Genomic DNA, 23229 nt, shown 5'->3' with positions numbered 1-23229 from the left:
TTAAAACGGGAAGAGCAGCGGCACCAGCAGCACGCTGACCACCATAATCAGCAGCGTAAAAGGCACGCCCGTTTTGACAAAATCGCTGAAGCGATAGCCGCCCGGCCCCAGCACCAGCGTGTTGACCGGACTGGAAACCGGCGTCATAAAGGCGCTGGAAGCCGCTACCGCGACAATCATGGCGAAAGGATAAGGCGAAACGCCCATTTGATGCGCTGCGGCGACGCCGACCGGCGCCATCAGCACCGCCGTGGCGGTATTAGAGATAAACAGACCGATAGTCGCGCACAGAACAAACAGGCAGGTCAGCATGACGTGCGGCGTATAGCCGCCGGCCAGATCCATCAATCCATCGACAATCAGCGTTATTCCCCCGGTTTTTTGCAGCGCCAGCGCAAACGGCATCATGCCCACAATTAAAATAATGCTCGGCCAGTGGATCGCCCGGTAGGCGCTTTCCATATCGATGCAGCGAAATTTACCCATCAGCAAACAGGCAATGAGCGCCGCTATGGGATTGGGGATTTCCTTGGTAAGCATCATGGCAACCATCAGCGCCAGGCAAAAAATGGCGTGCGGCGCCTGGCTGCTGGCGGGCGCGACGTCTTTAACCTCAGCAGGCAGGCTGAGCAGCAGCACGTCCCGCTTTTGTAGCTGCAGCTGAGTGATTTTTTTCCAGTCGCCGATCACCAGCAAACAGTCCCCCAGCTCCAGCGGCAGATCGCTCAGTAAGCCTTCCAGTACCTCGCCGCGACGGCGGATGCCGATCACGCTCACGCCGTAACGCGTACGGAACGAGCTTTCCCGCAGCGTTTTGCCCTGCAGTTCGGAATCGGGAAAAATCAGCACTTCCGCCATGCCGACATCCTGCGCCCGATCGGAAAAGTATTCGCCGCGCAGGATCATCGGTTCCAGCCGGTATTCGCTGCAAAATTCGCGGATATCGATATCGGCGGCGGACATATCGATCAGCAGCACGTCGCGGGCGCGAAACTGCGTCATGCCGGTCACCGGCACCATCACCCGCCGGAATTTGCGCCAGCGCTCCAGCCCAACCACGTTAATGCCGTAGCGCTCGCGCAACCGTAAATCGTCCAGCGGCTCGCCAATCAGCGGCGAACCGGGGTGCACGGCCAGGCGGCGCGCTCTGCCGCTCAGCCTGTAATCCCTGATCAGATCGCGGAAAGTGCGTTCCTGTCCTTTTCTGGCCTGTTTGTTTTCCGCCGCGCCCAGCCAGAAACGCGCGACAAGCATATAGCCGATACCCAGCAGCAGCGCGACCAGCCCGATCGGCGTGACGTCGAAGAAGCCGAAACCCGCCAGCCCTTCCCGCACCAGCTCGCTGTTGATCACCAGATTGGGCGCCGTCGCGACCAGCGTCAGCATGCCGCTGATCAGCCCCGCGAAGCTCAGTGGCATCATCAGCCTGCCCGGCGAACGGTTCATCTTCGCCGAGACGCTCATCACTACCGGGATAAAAATCGCCACCACGCCGGTAGAGCTCATAAACGCGCCCAGACCGGCTACGGTCAGCATCAGCAAAGCCAGCATTTTCGCTTCGCTGCTGCCCGCCATTTTCATCAGCCAGTCGCCCATTCTCAGCGCCACGCCGGTACGAACCAGCCCTTCACCGATCACAAACAGCGCCGCGATCAGCAGCACGTTAGCGTCGCTGAAGCCCATCGTGGCTTCCTGCAAGGTCAGCGTGCCGCTAAGCACAAAGGCGATAATCACCAGCAGCGCCACAACATCCATACGTACCTTGCCGCTGACAAACAGCGCGATCGCCATTGCCAGCAGGCTCAGCACCCAGATAAGCTCGTTATTCACATCCGCTTCCCGCTTATGAGCAAAACTGTCGGGAGGATGCCATAAAAAAGCCCCGCGGATGCGGGGCTAAATCATAAGTTAGTGCTTTCGATGCACGTCGATGGTGCCGTCACCGTTTTTATTGATGATCAGCTCCTCCAGCGAGCTGAGCTGCATGGCGACCTCTTCCAGACGAGGTGAACCGGCAGGGGCGTTGACGGCAATCACATGGCTGCCCGCCGCGAGGCCGGAAAGGATACCCGCAGCGGCGTCTTCCACTACCACGCACTCTTCTGGCTCCAGCTCCAGCAGCTGGGCGCCCAGTAAATAGGCATCCGGTGCCGGCTTACCGTTTTGCACGCGTTCAGCGGTGACGAATACCTCCGGTTCCGGCAGGCCAGCCGCCTTACGCCGGGCAGAAGCAACGGGAACAGAGCCGGACGTAACGATAGCCCACGGAATATGCAGCTCGTTAAGCGTGGCGAGCAGTTCCTGCGCGCCCGGTAAAGCTACGATGCCGTCAGTATCTTCCGCTTCGGTTTTTTCCAGCGCCAGAAACTCCTGCTGGATGGCCTCTTCAGACGCGCCGGCCATAAAATGACGCAGTGAGGTGATAGCCTGCTTGCCGTGGATAAAATTCAGCACCTCATCCGCTGCGATGTTGTGCCGCGAGGCCCAGTTTACCCAGGCGCGTTCGACTACCGGGAGAGAGTCCACCAGCGTGCCGTCCAAATCAAACAGAAAACCTTTACACTTCACTACATGTTCCTTCTCAGGCGTTGATGATTTGCGCGATCTCGTTCGCGCTCAGATGATACTGCCTTGGGCAAGTGTGCCATACGGCCAGCATCCGTTGATACTTTTCCCACATCGGCGTCTGGGCGTTAAAGCCGTGGCTGCCCGCATCAAACTGAGTATAGCGGCCTTCAATCTGTACCATAAACCGCACGTAGCCAAGGAATCGCGCCTCGGTAGCGGCGTCGAAGCCTAAAAACTGCAGGCGACGCGCTTCGATTTCGCCGGGATCTTTCAGATTTGTCCAGGACACATGCAGCGCGTGGTGCATCTCCATAATATCAATCAGCGTACGGCAGACGGATTCCGGCAGCTCGCCGAATTCGCGATCCAGCTCGCGCATTTGCAGGCCATAGCCGCGTTCGACGATCGTTTGCAGACGACGATAGCGCTCAAGATTATCGGGATCCAACAGGCTCATCAGCTTGTACTGGTTAGAAAGGATTAAACGCTGCGCATGGCTCATTTCCATCATCAACTCCTGGTGTCACGGTGGACAAAATGAAAGGATGGCGCAAGGATCGCATAACGCGCTGTGGCGAGGCACAGCAAACCGCTACTTCTTTGATGCAGGGCAGTTTTTCGCCGCCGCAGCGGCGAAAACCGTAGAACTCAGAGATCGTCGAGGAAAGTTTTGTCCAGCTGACCGAAAGCGCGCTTCAGCACGTCGGCGAGAGCCTGGTAAGTAGGTTTGCCTTCAACAGGCGCCAGCGCCTGGCCAGCGGCCTGAAGTTTTTCGCGCACTTCATGAAACCAGCTAAGCAGCGTGGGTGGCAGCGGCGTGGCGGAACGTTTGCCCAGCCACCACAGGCCCTGCATCGGCAGGCTACAGGCGAACAGCGCGGTGGCGACGGCAGGCCCAAGCTGGCCCCCCAACGCGATCTGCCAGGTCATGGCGAAGACGGCCAGCGGCGGCATAAAACGGATGCCGAATCGCGTCGCCGTGGTGACTCTGTTTTCCGGAAACAGAGGGGCAAGACGCTTGTCGGCTGGCCACGTCTTCATATAATGCTGCCCGTTCTGAAACAGCTTGACCCAACCGACAGTGCCGGATTCATTTGCCATGGTTGACCTCAACTTCACGGATAAAAATTAAACAAAAAATACCACGTAACAACTTTACCTTACAGCCTTCAAAAAATTTTGTCTTTACAAGGCACTCTGGTTATCCTGTGCGCGATTGTTGAATGGCTGTTACATGCTTGCTGCGATTCTGCTGAGCTCACACGGGTCGGCCCGCACAAATTCAAAAAATCTTTGGGTTTTTATGAAATTTTTTTGCTTTCGGACAAATTATGCCGACAGCATGATGTTCATCATAATGTACCAGCTTTCATGCGCTACGCTGATAGTCTGATTGAGTTTTTTTTCGCCACCCTCAACCAATAGGACCTACCATGTCGAGTAAGTTAGTTCTGGTTTTGAACTGCGGTAGCTCTTCGTTAAAATTCGCCATTCTTGATCCCGCAAACGGCGACGAATATCTTTCCGGTTTAGCCGAATGTTTCCACCTGCCCGAAGCGCGCATCAAGTGGAAACTGGAAGGCGAAAAACAGGAAGCGGCCCTGGGCGCTGGCGCAGCTCACAGTGAAGCTCTTAACTTTATCGTTAAAACTATTCTGGCACAAAAACCAGCGCTGTCTGCACAAATTACTGCAATAGGTCACCGTATCGTGCACGGCGGCGAAAAGCTGACCCAGTCCGTGGTGATTGACCAGGACGTTGTTCAGGGTATTAAAGACGCCTCTTCTTTTGCGCCGTTGCATAATCCGGCGCACCTGATCGGTATCGATGAAGCGATGAAAAACTTTCCGCATCTTTCCGATAAAAACGTGGCGGTGTTCGATACCGCGTTTCATCAGAGCATGCCGGAAGAGTCTTACCTGTATGCCCTGCCTTATCATTTATATAAGGAACACGGCGTGCGCCGCTACGGCGCTCACGGTACCAGCCACTACTACGTCACGCACGAAGCGGCCAAAGCGCTTAACAAGCCGCTGCATGAACTGAACATCATTACCTGTCATCTGGGCAACGGCGGTTCCGTCAGCGCAATTCGTAACGGCGAGTGCGTGGACACCTCTATGGGCCTGACGCCGCTGGAAGGCCTGGTCATGGGCACCCGCTCCGGCGATATCGATCCGGCGATTGTGTTTTTCCTGCACGACACGCTGGGGATGAGCGTTGACGCCATCAACAAAATGCTGACCAAAGAGTCCGGGCTGCTTGGCCTGACCGGCGTGACCAGCGACTGCCGCTACGTGGAAGAGAACTACACCACCAAAGAAGATGCTAAGCGCGCGATGGACGTTTATTGCCATCGCCTTGCCAAATACATCGGTTCCTATACGGCGCTGATGGAAGGCCGGCTGGACGCGGTTATCTTTACCGGCGGCATTGGCGAAAACGCCGCAATGGTGCGCGAGCTGACGCTGAAAAAACTGGCGCTGCTCGGTTTTGAACCCGATCATGAGCGTAATCTGGCCGCTCGCTTCGGCAAAGCGGGTTTTATCAATAAAGAAGGCACCCGACCTGCTATTGTCATCCCGACTAACGAAGAGCTGGTGATTGCGCAGGACGCCAGCCGCTTAACCGCTTAAGTGCACACCGTCAGCTCAGGCTGACGGTGCTGTTTCAGACATCAGGAAACCCACCGCCGCTGTTTTTCCGGCAGTTATCGCTAAAGCATCGGCATAACGGGTCTAATTATGAGAGGTTTACCTTGTCTCGTACCATAATGCTCATCCCTACCGGCACCAGCGTCGGTCTTACCAGCGTCAGCCTTGGCGTTATCCGCGCGATGGAGCGTAAAGGCGTCCGTCTCAGCGTGTTTAAACCTATCGCCCAGCCGCGTACCGGCGGCGATTCGCTTGACCAGACCACGCTGATTATCCGTAAAAACTCCGCGATTCCGGCAGCCGAACCGCTGCAGATGAGCCGCGTGGAATCGCTGCTCGGCGCTAATCAGCAGGACGTGCTGATGGAAGAGATCATCGCGCGCTACCACGAGAACACCAAAGATGCAGAAGTGGTGCTGGTGGAAGGCCTGGTGCCGACGCGCAAGCATCAGTTCGCTACGGCGCTGAACTATGAGATCGCCAAAACGCTGAACGCGGAGATCGTTTTTGTGATGTCGCCCGGCAACGATTCGCCGGAAGCGCTACAGGAGCGTATCAAGCTGACGCGCAGCAGTTTCGGCGGCAGCAAAAATAAAAATATCACGGGCGTGATCGTTAATAAGCTGAACGCGCCTGTTGATGAACAGGGCCGTACCCGTCCCGACCTTTCCGAAATTTTTGATGACTCCACCAAGGCCAGCATTGCCAATATCGATCCGCAGCAGCTGGCCGTCAACAGTCCGCTGCCGGTGCTGGGCTGCGTGCCGTGGAGCTTCGATCTGATAGCTACCCGCGCTATCGATATGTGCCACCATCTTAATGCGCAGATTATTAACGAAGGCGATATTGCCACGCGCCGCGTGAAGTCGGTGACGTTCTGCGCCCGCAGCCTGCCGCATATGCTGGAGCATTTTCGTCCCGGCTCGCTGCTGGTGACCTCCGCCGACCGTCCTGACGTGCTGGTGGCTGCCTGCCTGGCGGCAATGAACGGCGTGGAGATCGGCGCTATCCTGCTGACCGGCGGCTATCAGATCGATGCGCCTATCCAGCGCCTGTGCGAACGCGCCTTCGCGACCGGCCTGCCGGTGTTTATGGTGAAAACCAATACCTGGCAGACCTCGCTGAGCCTGCAAAGCTTTAACCTGGAAGTGCCCAGCGACGATACCCAACGCGTTGAGCGGGTGCAGGAATACGTGGCCAGCCATATCAGCGCCGACTGGATTGACTCGCTGACCGCCGCCTCCGAGCGCAGCCGCCGCCTGTCGCCGCCGGCCTTCCGCTATCAGCTGACCGAGCTGGCCCGCCATGCCCGCAAGCGCATCGTTCTGCCGGAAGGCGACGAGCCGCGCACCGTTAAAGCGGCCGCTATCTGTGCCGAACGCGGCATCGCTACCTGCGTGCTGCTGGGCAATCCGGATGAGATCCAGCGCGTAGCCGCAGCCCAGGGCGTCGAGCTGGGGAAAGGCATCGAAATCGTCGATCCACAGCAGGTGCGGGAAAACTATGTGCCTCGCCTGGTGGAGCTGCGTAAAAACAAAGGTATGACCGAGGTTGTGGCGCAGGAGCAGCTGGAAGACAACGTGATGCTGGGCACCATGATGCTGGAAAGCAGCGAAGTGGACGGTCTGGTTTCCGGCGCGGTGCACACCACGGCCAACACCATTCGTCCGCCGTTACAGCTGATTAAAACCGCGCCGGGCAGTTCGCTGGTCTCTTCGGTGTTCTTTATGCTGCTGCCGGAGCAGGTGCTGGTGTATGGCGACTGCGCCATCAATCCGGATCCGAATCCGGAGCAGCTGGCTGAAATCGCCATCCAGTCCGCCGATTCCGCTACCGCTTTCGGCATTGAGCCGCGCGTGGCGATGATCTCCTACTCGACCGGCAACTCCGGCGCGGGCAGCGACGTGGAAAAAGTGCGCGAGGCTACGCGCATCGCCAAAGAGAAACGCCCGGATCTGGTGATCGACGGCCCGTTGCAGTACGACGCTGCGATTATGGCCGACGTCGCCAAATCCAAAGCGCCGGATTCACCGGTCGCCGGTCGCGCCACCGTGTTTATCTTCCCGGATCTGAATACCGGTAACACCACCTATAAAGCCGTACAGCGCTCTGCCGATCTTATTTCCATCGGGCCGATGCTGCAGGGTATGCGCAAGCCGGTTAACGATCTGTCGCGCGGCGCGTTAGTAGACGATATTGTTTATACTATCGCCCTGACCGCCATTCAGGCGAAACAGGCCGAAGGTTAATACGCACTTTAAATTGAAGCGGATCGAAAGGTCCGCTTTTTTTTTCGGAAATAAAAAAGTCATCCTGGCGAAATAACATTACCCCCGGTATTTGCGCCCGTCCTGAAACATTCATTTTTACGCAAAGAATAAACACACAACCCTCTGATATAAAAAATAAAAATTCTGAATAAAATTATTCCTGGTAGAATCCAGGTTCCGGTGCCAGGCTTATCATGGCAAGAGACAGAGTCTTTTTGATAATAATGTCTTCAGGAACAACACCTATATCAGGCAAGGGAGTTCTCTCATGAGCGATCACCAAGTTCATCCGGTTTACAATGAAGTAAATAGCGGCATTCCGCTAAAGCGTATTTCATGGAGCGCTATTTTCGCAGGCGTGATCCTTTCCGTGGTTATTTATTTGCTGCTAACCATTCTGGGTACGGCAATTGGCGCGACCACGATCGATCCGTTAAAAGAACAAAATCCGCTTGAAGGCCTGGGCACGGGCGCCACTATCTGGACAGGGCTGAGCATGCTGATCTCTGTCGGTGCGGGCGCCTATATCACCGGCCGCCTGGCACAGCGTGAAGGCGCGCTGCACGGATTACTGATGTGGGCCGTGAACACGCTGGTTTGCGTGTGGCTGTTCGCTATTGTGCTTAGCAGCGCCGTTAGCGGTACTGCCAGCGTGATCGGCTCCGGCTTCAACATGCTGGGCAACGGTATTTCCAGCGTAGCGCCTTCTGTAGGCCAGAACATTAAGCAGAAACTGCAGGAAAACAATATTGACCTGAACAATCTGCAAAACGAGCTGGAAACCACGCTGCGTCAGACCGGCAAGCCAGAATTGCAGCCGGAAAAACTGCAGCAGGACGCTAATAAAGAAGCCGATACCGCGCAAAATCAGGCTGAGGACACTGCCAAAGATCAGCAGAATGCCGATACCGATTTAGCCAGCTGGTTCTCAGGTGTCGTGCAGCGTAACCAGGCTACCCTTCAGGCTGCCGACGTTGACGCGCTGAAAAACATCGTTAAAGCCCGTACTGGTAAGAGCGATCAGGAAGTCGATCAGATCGTTGCTCAGACGCAACAGAGCTACGAGCAGGCTTACCAGAAATATCAGGAACTGAAAAAACAAGCGGAGCAGAAAGCCCGTGAAGCCGGTGAGCAAGCCGCCGCCGCTACGGCAAAAGCCAGCTGGATCGCCCTGATCACGCTGCTGGTGGAAGCCGCGATCGCAGGTTGGATGGGTATGCTGGGTCGTAAAACACAGCCCCGCCTGGCCGTACGCGAAACTCGCTAATCACCAGTGCTAAAAAGGCCGCTTATGCGGCCTTTTTTTTTAGCGATTCTGCTCGCCGTTGCGGCTCAGCCACAGCGACAGCGCTTTCAGCGAATCATCCGTAAACTCGTCGCAGCGGCCAGTGATCTCTTCCGGCGTCATCCAGAATATCTCTTCGACCTCTTCTTCCTGCATCGCGAACGGGCCGTGAGACACGCAGCTAAACAGGCCTCCCCACACGCGACAGTGCTGGTCTTCATAATAGAACAGACCATGCTCCGCAAAAGGCACAGCGGCAATGCCCAGCTCTTCTTCTGCTTCCCGACGCGCCGACTCCAGCATCTCTTCGCCGCTTTGCACTACGCCGCCAGCGGTTGCATCCAGCATTCCCGGCATAAAGTCTTTGTTCTGCGTCCGGCGCTGCACCAGGATCTTGCCTGCGCCGTTATGCACCACGATATAGGTGGCGCGATGACGTAAACATTGCGCCCGCATCTGCGCCCGGCTGGACTTCGCGATTACCTCGTTATCTTCGTTAACGATATCCACCCACTCCGTGCCGCTGTCTTGCTCCACCATCCCCAACCCTTACTTTTCTGGCGCCTTCGCGCTCGTTGATGCCTGCCCGCGCAGTCTGCCACGGGTCGCCTTAAGATACTGATCCCGCTGTGTCATTCTGCGGTATCTTTAGAAGATTCAGACAGCCAAAGCTGCACCGACGCCCGCTGCCACTGAAAATGAGCGTAATCCGCCACGCGCGCCGGTACGCTGTCGCCATGCAGCGCCAGCCTGTTAATCATTATCGCTAAATCCGTATCCGCTATCGACCACTCGCCAAAAAGATTCTGCTGGCCCGACGGCAGCAGCTTTTCAACGGCGCTTATCAGTTTATTAGCGGAGCGCTGCGCCGCCGTCGACAGCGGCGCAAAGGTTTCGCCAGCAAACAGAACTTCCGTGGGGCGCTCCTGGCGAAGCGGCAGAAAATCACTGCGCAGCCAGGCCTGGATCTCTCTGGCCCTGGCGCGCTTTTCCCGGCCCTGCGGATAAAGCCGTTCAAACTCCGGCGCAGGAAAGCGCTCCTCCAGATATTCGGCGATGGCGGAGGATTCAGAAAGCATAAAATCATCAAGTTGCAAAGTGGGCACGCGGCGCGTCAGCGACAGCGCGCCATAGCCCGCCTCAAGGTGCTGGTCGCTGGCCAGATCGACACGCTTTACTGAAAAAGGCACTCCCTTTTCGCTGAGCGCCACAAAAACAGACATCACATAGGGACTAAAAAAACAGGCATCTGACCACAAAACAACGTTGGGATAATTCATCCTCGGTTCCTTATCAGGCGGCGTCTGCAACCTGTTTACCCATTTTTTTAACAGAAGGCAATCTCTCCTGACCGGCGTCGGTTACTTTGCCGACGCGCGTCGCGCTTTCCCGTCAACTTCGCCTAAGCTTATGGCATTGACGACACCCTTTGAGGAGAAAAAAATGCACATTTTACTCACGGGCGGCACCGGTCTGATCGGCAGCCATCTGATCCCTCGTCTTCTGTCCCGGGGCGACAGCGTGAGCGTGGTCACGCGCGACGTCGTCAGCGCACGGCAGAAACTGGGGGAAAAGGTTAGCCTGTGGTCCGGGCTGGATCAGCAGCGTAACCTTGACGGCGTGGATGCCGTTATCAACCTGGCCGGCGAGCCTATCGCCGACAAGCGCTGGACCGAACAGCAAAAGCAGCATCTTTGTGAAAGCCGCTGGCAGATGACCGAAAAGCTGGCCACGCTGATCAATGCCAGTACGACCCCGCCGAAAGTTTTTATCTCCGGTTCGGCAACGGGGTTTTACGGCGATACCGGCGATGTGGTGATCACTGAAGACGATCCCGGCCATGCGGAATTTACCCATAAGCTGTGCGCGCACTGGGAAGCGCTGGCGATGGCGGCCGACAGCGACAGAACACGGGTTTGCCTGCTGCGTACCGGCGTCGTGCTGGCTAAAACCGGCGGCGCGCTGAGCAAAATGAAGCTGCCCTTCAAACTAGGCATCGGCGGCCCCCTTGGCAGCGGACAGCAATATATGCCGTGGATCCACCTGGACGATATGCTGAACGCGATCCTGTGGCTGCTGGATAACCCGGATCTGCGCGGGCCGTTCAATATGGTTTCGCCCTACGCGGTACGCAACGAGCAGTTCGCCGCCATGCTGGGTCATGCGCTGCACCGACCAGCCTTTATGCGCACGCCCGCCAGCGCGATTAAGCTGATGATGGGCGAATCCGCGGTGCTGGTGCTGGGTGGTCAGCACGTGTTGCCGAAGCGGCTGGAAGCGTCAGGCTTCAGCTTTCGCTGGTATCAGCTGGACGAAGCGCTGGCGGACGTGGTGTAACGGCCCTATTTCAATGCGCCCGCTAAAAACTGCTGCAGCCGCGGACTTTGCGGATGGTTAAACAGCACCTCCGGCGGCCCCTGCTCTTCTATCCGGCCCTGATGTAAAAAAATCACGTGGCTGGAGACGTGGCGGGCAAATTCCATTTCGTGCGTCACTACCACCATGGTTTTGCCCTCTTCCGCCAGCTTTTGCATAATCCGCAGAACTTCGCCCACCAGCTCCGGATCGAGCGCCGAGGTTGGTTCATCAAACAGCAGCACTTCCGGCTCCATTGCCAACGCGCGGGCAATGGAAACGCGCTGCTGCTGGCCGCCGGAGAGATGCACCGGATATTTTGCCCGCGCGCGCTCGTCGATGCCGACCTTATCCAGATAGCGAATGGCCCGCGACTGCGCGTCGGCCTTGCTCAGGCCCAGCACCTGGATGGGCGCCTCCATCACGTTTTGCAGCACCGTCAGATGGCTCCAGAGGTTAAAGTGCTGGAACACCATCGTCAGGCTGGTGCGCAGCGCCCGCAGCTGCTCTTTATTGGCGACTTTTAGCTGGCCGTCGGTGTCGCGCACCAGATTAATCAGCTGATTATTAACGGCAATAGAGCCTTCGCTCGGCTTCTCCAGAAAGTTAATGCAGCGCAAAAAGGTACTTTTCCCCGAGCCGGAAGAGCCAATAATGGTGATGACATCGCCCGCCTTTGCCTGAAGCGAGACGCCCTTCAGCACTTCATGATCGCCATAGCGTTTATGCAGCTCGGTGACGTTTAGTTTATTGGACATAGGTCTACTCAATGGGTCGATGAAGGTTTCATATGCGCCAGCCAGCGTTTTTCCGCCCTGCGGAACAGGCTAATCAATACATAAGAGATAATCAGATACAGCGCCGCCGCGATGCCGAAAGCAACGAAAGGCCGATAGGTGGCGGAGTTGATATCGCGCGCGACCTTCAGCAGGTCGGGCACGGTCGCGGTAAAGGCCAGCGCCGTAGAGTGCAGCATCAAAATTACCTCATTGCTGTAGGCGGGCAGCGCGATGCGCAGCGCCGAAGGCAGAATAATGCAGCGATAGAGCTTAAAGGTAGAGAAGCCATAGGCGCGCGCCGCCTCGATTTCGCCATGCGGCACGGCGCGGATGGCGCCAGCGAAAATTTCCGTGGTGTAGGCGCAGGTATTCAGCGTCAGCGCCAGCAGCGTACAGTTCAGGCCGCTGCGGAAAAAGGTATTCAGCAGATCGTTGCCTTTAACCACGTCCAGCGTATACATGCCTGAGTAGAACACCAGCAGCTGGACATACAGCGGCGTGCCGCGAAACAGATAGGTAAACAGCCAGACCGGAAAGCGTACGGCTTTAATGGACGACACGCGGGCGATCGCCAGCAGTATCGCCAGACAGCCGCCCAGCGCCACGGAGATAATCAGCAGCCAGAGCGTAATCGCCACGCCGGAAAAGCGGTAGCCGTCCGTCCACAGCAGGGCCTTCCAGTATTCCTGCAAAATGTCGATCATAAGTCCGCCCTTTTCACGCCCACGGAGTAGCGACGCGTAAGCCACCACAGCACGCCGTTAGAAAGCGTGGTGAAAATCAGGTAAACCACACCGGCGACGATGGCGAAATAAAACGGCTGCCAGGTGCTTTTGCCCGCCAGCTGCGTGGCTTTTACCACATCCTCCAGCCCCAGCAGCGACACCAGCGCGGTCGCCTTGAGGATCACCTGCCAGTTGTTGCCGATGCCGGGCAGCGCATAGCGCATCATCGCCGGGAACAGGATGCGGCGGAACGTTTGCGACGCGGTAAAACCGAACGCGGTGGCCGCTTCGATTTGCCCTTTCGATACCGCCATAAAGGCGCCGCGAAACGTTTCCGTGAAATAGGCGCCGTAGATAAAACCCAGCGTAATAATGCCCGCCGTCATCGGATCGATATCAAACTGGCTGAGGCCCATCAGCTCGGTAACCTGGTTAAGCGCGATTTGCAGCCCATAGAAGATCAGCAGCATCAGCACCAGGTCGGGCACGCCGCGGATTAGCGTGGTGTAGCCTTCAAACAGCATTGCCAGCGGACGACGGCCGGAAAGCTTTGCGCCCGCGCCAATAAGGCCCAGCACCACCGAAAGCAGCACCGAACAGAGCGCCAGCTCCAGCGTCACCATCGCGCCTTTGAAAATGATTGCAGAGTAGCCATACAGCATAAGCAGTTTCCTGTCTGATTTAAGGCGTTTGCCCCAACGCCGGGGGCAAATCGGGAGCCGCCAGCGCCGCCCCCTGACAGGTTTTCTTAGCCGCCGTAGACGTCAAAGTTAAAATATTTTTTCGCCAGCTTGTCATAGGTGCCGTCCTGGCGCATCGCCGCCACGGCTTTATCGATAGCGGCTTTCAGCTCGGTGCTTTCTTTCGGCAGCCCCATACCTGTGCCGACGCCAAAGATTTTTTCGTCCTTCACTGCCGGGCCGGCAAAAGCGTAGTCTTTACCAACGGGCTGCTTGAGGAAGCCTTCGCTGGCGGCCACTTCATCCTGAAACGCGGCGTCGATACGTCCCGCCGTCAGATCCTGATAAACCAAATCCTGATTGGCATAAGGCGTTACGGTTACGCCCTGCGTGCGCCAGTACTGGTTGGCATAGGTTTCCTGCGTTGTGCCCTGCAGCAAACCAATAGTTTTGCCCTTCAGCGACGCCACGGTCGGTTCGATTTTGGCACCTTTAGGGGCGATCAGGCGGGCGTTGGCGGCATAAAGTTTTTCAGAGAAGGCGATTTCCTGCTGACGCTTTTCGGTAATAGAAAGCGAAGAGATAATCGCATCGATTTTTTTCGCCTTCAGCGACGGGATCAGCGCGTCGAAATCGCTTTCGACGAAGGTACATTTCGTTGCCATACGCTTACAGATCTCGTTGGCAAGGTCGATATCAAAGCCCACCAGTTCGCCCTGCGCGTTTTTGGATTCAAACGGCGCATAGGTTGGGTCGGTGCCGATACGCAGCGTTTTGGGCACGGCGGCCAGCGCGCTACCGGCAGAGAACGCCAGCAGCAGAGAAAGAGCCATCACCTGCTTCTTCATAGATTATCCTCAGAGTCACTTTTATTATGGAGGGGCCAGCGTAAAGACGTGCAGCTTTCATGCCACCTTTACCAGAGGGTCACGAAAGCGCACCGGCGCATAAAGAAGTTAAAAAAACGCGACCCGACAGCAGGATTATGGAAGAAGAATGCCTCGCTTTGGTGCATTTTCTGCACGCAAAGCGTGTTTATGGGAGCGGGCGCACCAAAAAAGCGCAGGAGACAGGCTTCTATGCACCCTGCCAGCGCGTGAAAAGATCGTTATCCAGCTCGATATCAAACTGATCCAGCACGCGGTTGACCGTCTGGTCAACGATGTCCATGACGTTCTCAGGACGATGATAGAAGGCCGGTACGGGCGGCATGATAATCGCGCCCAGCTCCGCCGCCGTGGTCATCATCCGCAGATGCCCAAGATGCAGCGGCGTTTCCCGCACGCAGAGCACCAGACGACGACGCTCTTTCAGGATCACGTCCGCCGCACGCGTCAGCAGACCGTCGCTGTAGCTGTGGACGATGCCGGACAGCGTTTTCATTGAACAGGGCAGGATAGCCATTCCGTCGGTTTTGAACGAGCCGGAAGAGATGCTGGCGGCGATATCCCGCGCGTCATGCACCACATCCGCCATCGCCTGCACGTCGCGCACGGAATAGTCACTTTCCAGCGCCAGCGTCTGCCGCGCGGCCTGGCTCATCACCAGATGCGTCTCCACCCCGTCGACCTGTTGCAGTATCTGGAGCGTGCGAATGCCGTAAATTACGCCGCTGGCGCCCGAAATGCCGATGATAAGTCGTTTCATAATAATCCTTAACCTTCCTGGGGCCGGCCCAAAAAAAATGGGCCGGAATAGCTTCCGACCCATGATACCAGGAAAGCGGCGAGCGCATCAGCCCTCGTTGTGCATTTCCAGGTTTTCGACCTCGTTCTGGCGCGCCAGCGCTTTTGCATCGTCGTTGCGCAGCGACTGGATATGCTCCAGATAGCGCTGATCGACATCTTTCGTCACGTAGACGCCGTTAAACACCGAACATTCAAACTGGGCAATATCCGGATTTTCTTCGCGCACCGCTTCAATCAGATCGTCCAGGTCCTGGAAAATCAGCGCGTCGGCTTTGATCAGCTTGCAGATCTCGTCCACTTCTCGCCCGTGCGCAATCAGCTCGGTCGCGCTTGGCATATCGATGCCGTAGACGTTCGGGAAGCGGATTTCCGGCGCGGCGGAAGCCAGATAGACTTTTTTCGCCCCGGCTTCGCGCGCCATTTCGATAATCTGTTCCGACGTGGTGCCGCGCACGATGGAATCGTCCACCAGCAGCACGTTCTTACCGCGAAACTCCGCGCGGTTGGCGTTCAGCTTGCGGCGCACCGCGCTGCGGCGCTGGTGCTGGCCCGGCATAATAAAGGTGCGGCCCACGTAGCGGTTTTTCACAAAACCCTGACGGTAAGGCTTGTCCAGAATGCGCGCCATCTCCAGCGCGATATCGCAGGAGGTTTCCGGGATCGGGATCACCACGTCAATATCCAGGTCTTCCCATTCGCGGGCGATCTTTTCGCCCAGCTTGGTGCCCATGCGCACGCGGGCGCTGTATACGGAAATTTTGTCCAGGAAGGAATCCGGGCGGGCAAAATAGACGTACTCGAACAGGCACGGGTTGCATTTGGGGTTTTCCGCGCACTGACGGGTGAACAGCTGCCCTTTCTCAGTGACGTAAACCGCTTCGCCCGGCGCCACGTCGCGCAGGAACTCAAAGCCCAGCGTATCCAGCGCCACGCTTTCGGAAGCCACCATATACTCGCTGCGGCCGTCCTTCATTGCGCGCTTGCCGATAACCAGCGGACGGATGCCGTTGGGATCGCGGAAGGCGACCAGGCCGTGGCCGATAATCATCGCTACGCAGGCATAAGCGCCGCGCACGTGCTGGTGCACCGCCGCCACCGCCGCGAAGATGTTCTCCGCTTCCAGCGGATAGTGCTGAAAACGATCCAGCTCGGTGGCGAAAATATTCAGCAGGATTTCCGAATCGGAAGTGGTGTTCACGTGACGGCGGCCGCTTTCAAACAGCTGCTTGCGCAGCTCGTGGGCGTTGGTCAGGTTACCGTTGTGCGCAAGCGTAATGCCGTAAGGCGAGTTAACGTAGAAGGGCTGCGCTTCAGAAGCGCTGGAGCTGCCGGCGGTCGGGTAGCGGACGTGGCCGATCCCCATATTGCCCTGCAAACGCTGCATATGGCGGGCTTCAAAAACATCGCTCACCAGGCCGTTTGCTTTACGCAGGCGGAAGCAGTTCAGGGCATCAATGGTAACGATGCCTGCGGCATCCTGGCCACGGTGCTGCAGCACCGTTAACGCATCATAAATCGACTGGTTGACCGGCATAAAACCGGCGATCCCGACAATACCGCACATGTGGTCATTTCCTCATAAGCCGCAACCCCGGCTCAATTACCGGGGTAAAAAACTCGACGTGCTTTTCAGGTAGTCAAAAAACCACCTGATTATATAGCTAAACTGGGGAATCAGCTGGGACTGCTGCCAGTCCGGGCTTTTGGAAAAGCCGGTGAAGGTATCAAGGAAAAACAGCATGGCCGACACAATCAGTACGCCGCGTAATGCCCCGAAACAGACTCCCAGCACCCTGTCGGTTCCCGACAGGCCGGTTTTTTCAACCAGCGAGCCAATCACATAGTTGACTATCGCGCCGACAATCAGCGTGGCGATAAACAATGCCGCGATGGCGATTCCATTTCGAACCAGTTCGTCTTCAAAACCTGTGAACCAGACAGCAAGGAAGGAGTAATAATGACTGGCGACAAAAAATGCGCAACCCCAGGTGACGAGCGAAAGTGCTTCCCGAACGAACCCGCGGATCAGGCTGACAAGAGCCGAAAAACCAATAACCGCAATAATGACGTAATCTATCCAGACCATGAACTCTTCCAGCGACTGTGCCTCTGATCAGGCTGCATCCCTCTGCTGTCTGCCGCGTCGGCACGGGCAGCACAGGGACACAACCTGAGTTCGGGGCGAATTCTAACAGAAAAAGAAAACGTTTGCGTAGCTTTTCCTTAACCGTCCTGATGAAAACCGGGCGTGAAAAAAACCAGCGCAAAACCTGCAGAGATAACGGGAAAACAGGCTGGCCGACTCGCCCCGGCAACTGTTTGATTTACTTTGCTTTACGGGCTGCCGCCTCGCCTGAAACGGCACGACGACAGCCCGATTTCAGCGCCTGAAAGGCGCCGTCTCTTGCTGCGATAGCAACAGCCTAACGTGCGCTATAAGGCTTTACCACGCCGCTCAGTCCGGAGATGCCTTTCAGCTCGCCCACGGCGGCCTGCATCTTCGCTTTTGAAGCGTCCGGCCCGACATAAACGCGGGTAATCTGGCCCTGCACTGGCGTTGACGGCACCGTAAAGGCGCGATAGCCGGAAAGGCGCAGCGAGGCGACGATTTCGTTAACCTTAGCGGCGTTCTTCAGCGCGCCCAGCTGCACGACCCACGCCTGACCTGCCGGCGCGCTCTCCTGCTGTACGGGCTTCGGCTCCGGTTTCGGTTCCGGTTTGGTTTCCGGCTTCGCTACCGGCTTAGGTTCCGCCTTCGGCTTCTCTACGGGTTTTGGCTGCGCTTTGGGTTTTTCGACCGGTTTTTCCGTCACCACATGACTTACCGGCGGCGGCGACACCACGGTCGGCTGGTTGCCCGCCTGCGGCGCGGTAGAGCCGCTTTCAGCCTGCGAGGTATTTTCATTGGTCTGGCCCGCTATCGCTGTGCCTGCGCCTTCCGGCGGCTGGGCTGGCAGCGACTGCGTGACCGGCGGCACCATCTCCGTTTCCTGCTGATCGCCAGGCTTAGGCACCAGCGGGATCGCGGCGAACTCTTCTTTATAGTGCTTTTTCTTACCGTCCAGCAGGCCCGGCAGCACGATAACGCCCAGCGCCACGATGATCACCGTTCCGACCAAACGATTTTGAAACTTACTTGCCACTGCCACTCTCCGTTTCCATCGTTTCCATTACCTGCGCTACGGTGTGGAAAGAACCGCACACCAGCACGATATCCTGCGGCCCGGCCTGTCGCCGCGCCTGGTCAAACGCCGCCGCCACGCTGGCACAGGCCTGCGCGCCCGGCAAATGCGCCAGCAGCTGCTCCGCGCTTGCGCCTCGCGGCCCTGCCAGCGGCGCGCAGTACCAGTAGTCGACCTGCGGCGCCAGGCAGGCCAGCGTCCCGGCGATATCTTTGTCGTGCAGCATGCCGACCACCGCATGGACCTTTCCGGCTTTCGGCAGCTCGCCCAGGCGTTCGGCCAGGTAGCCAGCCGCATGAGGATTATGCGCGACATCCAGAATAATGCGCGGCGATTGTGCAACGGTCTGAAAACGACCGGGCAAAATCGCTTTGTCCAGCTCGTAAAGCGTGGCGTCATCAACTTTTAACGATGATGCGCGCAGCGCGGCCAGCGCGGTGGCGGCATTCGGCAGCGGCACCTGCGGCATCGGCAGGCCGTTCAGCGTGCCCTGCGCGTCGGTAAAGCTCCAGTCGTGCTCGCCAACGCGGTAAGACCAGTCGCGACCACGCTTCAATAACTGCGCGCCCAGCTCATCGGCCACTTCGCCAATGGTATGCGGCATATCAGGTTCGCCAACGATAGCAGGCTTGCCGCCACGAAAGACGCCCGCTTTTTCGCGGCCAATGCTTTCACGATCCGGGCCAAGCCAGTCGGTATGATCGAGCGCGATGCTGGTGATTACCGATACGTCGGCATCCACGATATTGGTCGCGTCCAGGCGGCCACCCAGCCCCACTTCCAGGATCGCCACATCAAGCTGCGCACGCTTAAACAGCCAGAGCGCGGAAAGCGTACCGTACTCGAAATAGGTCAGCGAAGTGTCGCCGCGCCCTTTTTCAATATCGGCAAATGAGGCGGTATGCTCCGCTTCGGCCAGCTCAAGCCCCTGAATGCGCACGCGTTCGGTATAGCGCACCAGGTGCGGCGAGCTGTAGACGCCGACGCGATAGCCGGCGGCCATCAGCAGCGTTTCCAGCGTCCGGCAGGTGGTGCCTTTGCCGTTGGTGCCGGCGACGGTAAAAACAAACGGAGCAGGTTTAAGAAGGTCAAGCCGTGCGGCGACGCGCTGAACGCGCGCCAGCCCGAGTTCGATAGCCTGAGAATGCAGATTCTCAAGATAATGAAGCCACGTGGCCAGAGGCGACGTGGCTTGAGGAAGAGTATCCATGTATCCCGTTCACAAGTTACGGTTCATTGGTGAAAGGGCGACGCGCGCCCTTTCGGACATCGGTCAGGCTTCAGGGCTTTGTGGCGCCTCTTCCACCTCTGGCACGCGCTCTTCCTGCGGCGCCGGCAGATTCATCATCTTCGCCAGCACGGAGGCGAGCTTAAAGCGCATCACCGGACGGCGCACGATCATGTCGATAGCGCCCTTCTCGATTAAAAATTCGCTGCGCTGGAAGCCCGGCGGCAGTTTTTCACGCACGGTCTGTTCGATCACGCGTGGGCCGGCAAAGCCGATCAGCGCTTTAGGCTCGGCGATGTTCAGATCGCCCAGCATGGCGAAGCTGGCGGAAACGCCGCCCATGGTCGGATCGGTCAGCACGGAGATATAAGGCAGACCGCGCGCCTGCATTTTCGCCAGCGCGGCGCTGGTTTTCGCCATCTGCATCAGCGACATCAGCGCTTCCTGCATACGGGCGCCGCCGGAGGCGGAGAAGCAGATCAGCGGGCAGTTGTCTTCCAGCGCCTGCTCAACGGCACGCACAAAGCGAGCGCCAACCACGGAGCCCATTGAGCCGCCCATAAAGGAGAACTCAAACGCGGCCGTCACAACCGGCATGCCGTGCAGCGTGCCTTTCATCACAATCAGCGCGTCTTTCTCGCCGGTGTCTTTCTGCGCCGCGGCCAGACGATCCTTGTATTTTTTGGAATCCCGGAACTTGAGCACATCTTTCGGCTCCAGCTCGCTGCCCAGTTCGGTCATCGAACCTTCGTCCAGCAGGCTGTGCAGACGGTCACGTCCGTGCATACGCATATGGTGATCGCATTTCGGGCAAACTTCCAGATTGCGTTCCAGCTCGGCACGGTAGAGAACCTGGCCGCAGCTGTCGCATTTGGTCCAGACGCCTTCCGGAATGCTGGCTTTGCGCGATGGGGTGATTGTGCTCTTGTTGAGAATTCTTTCAATCCAGCTCATTGATGACCTGTTATGTTGTTTATTGTGCTAAATCAGATACTTAACACAGATTATCGCCTGAGAATTAGGCGGTATTACATCATAAAACCGTTTTGCGCGCTACCAATTCGTCAACGGCCCGCGTTTCCCTTTTGCACCACCGCGCACGGGCGGGCCGGGCTGTTTATTTATCATGCCGCGAAGCGGTCAGCAACGACCATGAAAACGTATTTTATGAGCAAAAGCATCAGGAAGGAACTCGTCCGCCGCCGCTGCCGGCGGACGGACGATAACAGAGAGGCTATTGCGGCTTCTGCTGACGCGCCGCGCGGCGATGACGTAACACTTCCACCACGCCTGGCAGAACCGAAACCAGAATAATAGCGACGATCAGATAGTGCAGATTTTGCTGGATAGCAGGCAGGTTGCCGAAGAAGTAGCCGGCATAAGAGAACAGCACCACCCAAAGAATACCGCCCGCCACGTTGAACAGCGCAAAATGGCGATAGGACATTTTGCCCATACCGGCGACGAACGGCGCAAATGTGCGGACTATCGGCACAAAGCGCGCCAGGATAATCGTTTTGCCGCCGTGACGCTCATAGAACTGATGCGTTTTATCCAGGTAGCTGCGGCGGAAAACTTTTGAGTTCGGATTGCTGAACAGCTTATTGCCGAACAGGCGTCCGATGGTGTAATTCACCGCATCGCCGACAATCGCCGCCACGCAAAGCAGCAGCGCCATCACGTGCACGTTCAGCGCGCTGTCCGGGATAGCCGCCAGCGCACCCGCCACAAACAGCAGCGAATCGCCGGGCAGGAAAGGCGTCACCACCAGCCCCGTCTCGCAAAACAGAATCAAAAACAAAATGGCATAAATCCAGACGCCATACTGTGCAACCATCGCCTGCAGATGCACATCAATGTGCAAAATAAAGTCGATGACGGTGTGAATCACTTCCATACAGGTTCCTTAATGCGTTAATCCTCGAGGAATAGCGGCCCCATCGGCGGACGGGGTAAATCATAACGTTCCGGGTAATCGACCGCGACCAGATAAAGCCCTTCGGCCCGCGCCGTTGCCGCCGCCAGCGTGCGATCTTTCGCCGCCAGCAGCTCGGCCATCCAGCTTTCCTGCTGATTTCCACAGCCTATTTCCATCAGGCTACCGACAATGTTGCGCACCATATGGTGCACAAAAGCGTTGGCTTTGATATCCACCACCACGTAAGCCCCGTGACGGCTGACATTAAGGTGTATGACGTTGCGCCAGGGCGTGCGTGACTGGCACTGCACCGCGCGAAAAGAGGTAAAGTCGTTTTCGCCCAGCAGCGCCTGCCCTGCCCGCTGCATTTTTTCCACATCCAGCGGATGGTAAAAATGCGTTACGCCGCCGTGCAAAATCGCCGGACGCAGACGACGGTTATAGATGACGTAACGATAGCGCCGCGCCGTGGCGCTGAAGCGGGCGTGAAAATCGTCCGCAACCGGCTTCACCCAGCGCACGGCGATATCGTCCGGCAGGTTGGCGTTGACGCCCAGCGTCCAGGCGGCATCTTTACGCAGCGAGGTGGTTTCAAAATGCACCACCTGGCCAGTACCGTGCACGCCCGCATCGGTTCGGCCTGCGCAGAACACCACCACCGGATGATCGGCCACTTTAGAGAGCGCTTTTTCCAGCTTCTCCTGCACGCTTCTGACTTCCTGCTGCCGCTGCCAGCCGTAATAGCGGCTGCCGTCATACTCAATGCCCAGCGCCAGTTTGTACGTTTGCGGCGCCGACATTACCAGAAGTACTCCTGTACCAGTTTCTCAGCGGTTTTCACCGCCATCAGCGCGCCGCCAAAGCGTACGTTGTCCGCTACCGACCAGAATTGCAGCAGCTCCGGGATGCCGTAATCGTTGCGCACACAGCCCAGGCTGAGCAGTGCGCTGCCCGATGCGTCGCCGACCTGCGTCGGATAGTCGTTTTCATCGGAAAGCGCGATATCTTCCGCCTGCATCAGCGCTTCGCGCGCCTCTTCCGCCGACATCGGGCGCAGGTTTTCCACGTGCACAATTTGCGCGTTGCCGTAAAAAACCGGCGCCTGAACGGTGGTGACCGAAATCGGCAGCCCTTCATCCTGCAGCACTTTACGCACCTGATCGATCAGGCGGCGCTCCTGCAGCACGCTGCCTTCGGCGTCCGGCAGCAGCGGCAGCATGTTGAAAGCCAGCTGGCGACCGAAGAAGTTCTCTTCCGCCGGCATCCCGTTCAGCAGCCGCGCGCTTTCGCCCGCCAGCGAGTCCACGGCGGCCTTGCCGTGTGCCGAAGCGGCAATCAGGCTGGTCACCTGCAAACGGCCCAGGCCCGCCTGATCCACCAGCGGTTTGATCGCGCAGAGCAGCTGGCTGGTGACGCTGTCGGCCACGCTGATGATATTGCGGTTGCGGTAGTCGGCCAGCACCTGCGGGTTCACGTCCGGCACCACCAGCGGTACGTCCGGCTCCAGCGCGAAAAGATCGCTGCTGTCGATCACCAGGCAGCCCGCGCTCGCGGCTTCTTCGGCATAGCGCGCCGAGGCTTCGCGACCGGCGGCGAAAAAGGCCAGCTGCACCTGCGACCAGTCGAACTCGCTGGCGTTGTTAACCAGCAGCGTTCTGCCTTCAAAACGCAGGTTTTCGCCCGCGCTGCGTTCGCTCGCCAGCAGATACAGCTCACCAACCGGGAACTGACGCTCGGCCAGTAATTCCAGTACTGCTCCCCCTACTGCGCCTGTCGCGCCCAGTAGCGCAATATTCCAGCCGTCAGACATGTTGGTTTACTCCAGATAATGTACATAAAAAACAGAGGGCGGTGACGACACCGCCCGACGATTCAGAATTGTTCGTAGCGGGCGTCG

The 23229-nt window shown here is 57.6% G+C and carries 23 protein-coding genes; 4 read left to right on the top strand and 19 right to left on the bottom strand.

The window, feature by feature from the left end; genetic code table 11:
- The 4 genes from ACMGEE_RS11220 to yfbV all read right to left on the bottom strand — a co-directional run bounded on the left by ACMGEE_RS11220 (position 1) and on the right by yfbV (position 3669).
- On the bottom strand, positions 1-1830 hold the full coding sequence (locus ACMGEE_RS11220) for an SLC13 family permease (RefSeq protein ID WP_436830043.1): 1830 nt from the start codon (positions 1828-1830) through the stop codon (positions 1-3).
- A 78-nt stretch (positions 1831-1908) separates the two neighbouring features.
- A complete protein-coding gene (locus tag ACMGEE_RS11215) occupies positions 1909-2568 on the bottom strand; it encodes a sugar phosphatase (protein WP_253459770.1) in 660 nt (219 codons plus the stop codon).
- A gap of 13 nt (positions 2569-2581) precedes the next feature.
- The gene (locus ACMGEE_RS11210) at positions 2582-3076 is read right to left on the bottom strand and encodes a YfbU family protein (protein WP_301251980.1); all 495 of its coding nucleotides are present in this window, start codon (positions 3074-3076) and stop codon (positions 2582-2584) included.
- A gap of 140 nt (positions 3077-3216) precedes the next feature.
- The gene (gene yfbV, locus ACMGEE_RS11205) at positions 3217-3669 is read right to left on the bottom strand and encodes a terminus macrodomain insulation protein YfbV (protein ID WP_253459766.1); all 453 of its coding nucleotides are present in this window, start codon (positions 3667-3669) and stop codon (positions 3217-3219) included.
- 332 nt (positions 3670-4001) lie between these two features.
- Between yfbV and ackA the strand changes: the two genes are divergently transcribed.
- The 3 genes from ackA to ACMGEE_RS11190 all read left to right on the top strand — a co-directional run bounded on the left by ackA (position 4002) and on the right by ACMGEE_RS11190 (position 8759).
- Positions 4002-5204, top strand: coding sequence for an acetate kinase (ackA, locus tag ACMGEE_RS11200; protein WP_253459762.1), 1203 nt, complete (start codon positions 4002-4004; stop codon positions 5202-5204).
- Positions 5205-5326: 122 nt separating this feature from the next.
- Entirely contained in the window at positions 5327-7471 is a 2145-nt protein-coding gene (pta, locus tag ACMGEE_RS11195; RefSeq protein ID WP_253459759.1) for a phosphate acetyltransferase, read from the top strand.
- A gap of 289 nt (positions 7472-7760) precedes the next feature.
- Positions 7761-8759, top strand: coding sequence for an APC family permease (locus ACMGEE_RS11190; protein ID WP_253459757.1), 999 nt, complete (start codon positions 7761-7763; stop codon positions 8757-8759).
- A 39-nt stretch (positions 8760-8798) separates the two neighbouring features.
- Here the strand turns inward: ACMGEE_RS11190 and yfcD are convergent, their stop codons facing one another.
- The gene (gene yfcD / locus ACMGEE_RS11185; protein ID WP_125288264.1) at positions 8799-9317 is read right to left on the bottom strand and encodes an NUDIX hydrolase YfcD; all 519 of its coding nucleotides are present in this window, start codon (positions 9315-9317) and stop codon (positions 8799-8801) included.
- A gap of 92 nt (positions 9318-9409) precedes the next feature.
- Entirely contained in the window at positions 9410-10057 is a 648-nt protein-coding gene (yfcF, locus tag ACMGEE_RS11180) for a glutathione transferase (RefSeq protein ID WP_253459752.1), read from the bottom strand.
- Positions 10058-10220: 163 nt separating this feature from the next.
- On the opposite strand from yfcF, the gene ACMGEE_RS11175 reads away from it, so the two are divergent.
- On the top strand, positions 10221-11114 hold the full coding sequence (locus ACMGEE_RS11175; RefSeq protein ID WP_253459749.1) for a TIGR01777 family oxidoreductase: 894 nt from the start codon (positions 10221-10223) through the stop codon (positions 11112-11114).
- Positions 11115-11119: 5 nt separating this feature from the next.
- Here the strand turns inward: ACMGEE_RS11175 and hisP are convergent, their stop codons facing one another.
- The 13 genes from hisP to ACMGEE_RS11110 form a co-directional block, all read right to left on the bottom strand.
- Positions 11120-11890, bottom strand: a complete 771-nt coding sequence (gene hisP, locus ACMGEE_RS11170) for a histidine ABC transporter ATP-binding protein HisP (RefSeq protein ID WP_394149445.1) — start codon at positions 11888-11890, stop codon at positions 11120-11122.
- Between the two features lie 8 nt (positions 11891-11898).
- Entirely contained in the window at positions 11899-12615 is a 717-nt protein-coding gene (locus ACMGEE_RS11165) for an ABC transporter permease (RefSeq protein ID WP_301251938.1), read from the bottom strand.
- Complete coding sequence (locus tag ACMGEE_RS11160; RefSeq protein WP_301251939.1) at positions 12612-13298, bottom strand: histidine ABC transporter permease HisQ; 687 nt, start codon at positions 13296-13298, stop codon at positions 12612-12614. Before ACMGEE_RS11160 ends, ACMGEE_RS11165 begins: the two co-directional genes overlap by 4 nt.
- 86 nt (positions 13299-13384) lie before the next feature.
- Complete coding sequence (gene argT, locus ACMGEE_RS11155) at positions 13385-14164, bottom strand: lysine/arginine/ornithine ABC transporter substrate-binding protein ArgT (protein ID WP_253459738.1); 780 nt, start codon at positions 14162-14164, stop codon at positions 13385-13387.
- A gap of 229 nt (positions 14165-14393) precedes the next feature.
- Positions 14394-14963, bottom strand: a complete 570-nt coding sequence (locus ACMGEE_RS11150) for a UbiX family flavin prenyltransferase (protein ID WP_253459736.1) — start codon at positions 14961-14963, stop codon at positions 14394-14396.
- 87 nt (positions 14964-15050) lie between these two features.
- Positions 15051-16568 carry an amidophosphoribosyltransferase gene (gene purF / locus ACMGEE_RS11145; RefSeq protein ID WP_125288272.1) on the bottom strand — a complete coding sequence of 506 codons (1518 nt, stop codon included), beginning with the start codon at positions 16566-16568 and terminating at the stop codon, positions 15051-15053.
- 36 nt (positions 16569-16604) lie between these two features.
- Complete coding sequence (gene cvpA / locus ACMGEE_RS11140; protein ID WP_125288273.1) at positions 16605-17090, bottom strand: colicin V production protein; 486 nt, start codon at positions 17088-17090, stop codon at positions 16605-16607.
- Positions 17091-17427: 337 nt separating this feature from the next.
- Entirely contained in the window at positions 17428-18147 is a 720-nt protein-coding gene (gene dedD, locus ACMGEE_RS11135) for a cell division protein DedD (RefSeq protein WP_253459733.1), read from the bottom strand.
- Positions 18137-19396: a bifunctional tetrahydrofolate synthase/dihydrofolate synthase gene (folC, locus tag ACMGEE_RS11130; protein ID WP_436830042.1), complete on the bottom strand. Its 1260-nt coding sequence runs from the start codon at positions 19394-19396 to the stop codon at positions 18137-18139. The genes dedD and folC overlap by 11 nt, the downstream gene beginning before the upstream one ends.
- A 63-nt stretch (positions 19397-19459) precedes the next feature.
- Positions 19460-20368, bottom strand: a complete 909-nt coding sequence (gene accD / locus ACMGEE_RS11125; RefSeq protein WP_125288276.1) for an acetyl-CoA carboxylase, carboxyltransferase subunit beta — start codon at positions 20366-20368, stop codon at positions 19460-19462.
- Between the two features lie 280 nt (positions 20369-20648).
- Complete coding sequence (locus tag ACMGEE_RS11120; RefSeq protein WP_125288277.1) at positions 20649-21311, bottom strand: DedA family protein; 663 nt, start codon at positions 21309-21311, stop codon at positions 20649-20651.
- A gap of 17 nt (positions 21312-21328) precedes the next feature.
- Positions 21329-22132, bottom strand: coding sequence for a tRNA pseudouridine(38-40) synthase TruA (gene truA, locus ACMGEE_RS11115; RefSeq protein ID WP_253459728.1), 804 nt, complete (start codon positions 22130-22132; stop codon positions 21329-21331).
- The gene (locus ACMGEE_RS11110; RefSeq protein ID WP_301251943.1) at positions 22132-23142 is read right to left on the bottom strand and encodes an aspartate-semialdehyde dehydrogenase; all 1011 of its coding nucleotides are present in this window, start codon (positions 23140-23142) and stop codon (positions 22132-22134) included. The genes truA and ACMGEE_RS11110 overlap by 1 nt, the downstream gene beginning before the upstream one ends.
- Positions 23143-23229 lie beyond the last annotated feature (87 nt).

Origin of the sequence: Erwinia artemisiae, assembly GCF_051400835.1 — a bacterium.
Classification (GTDB): domain Bacteria; phylum Pseudomonadota; class Gammaproteobacteria; order Enterobacterales; family Enterobacteriaceae; genus Erwinia; species Erwinia aeris.
The sequence above is the reverse complement of the archived record's forward strand: the minus strand, read 5'-3'. Positions and strand labels throughout refer to the sequence as shown.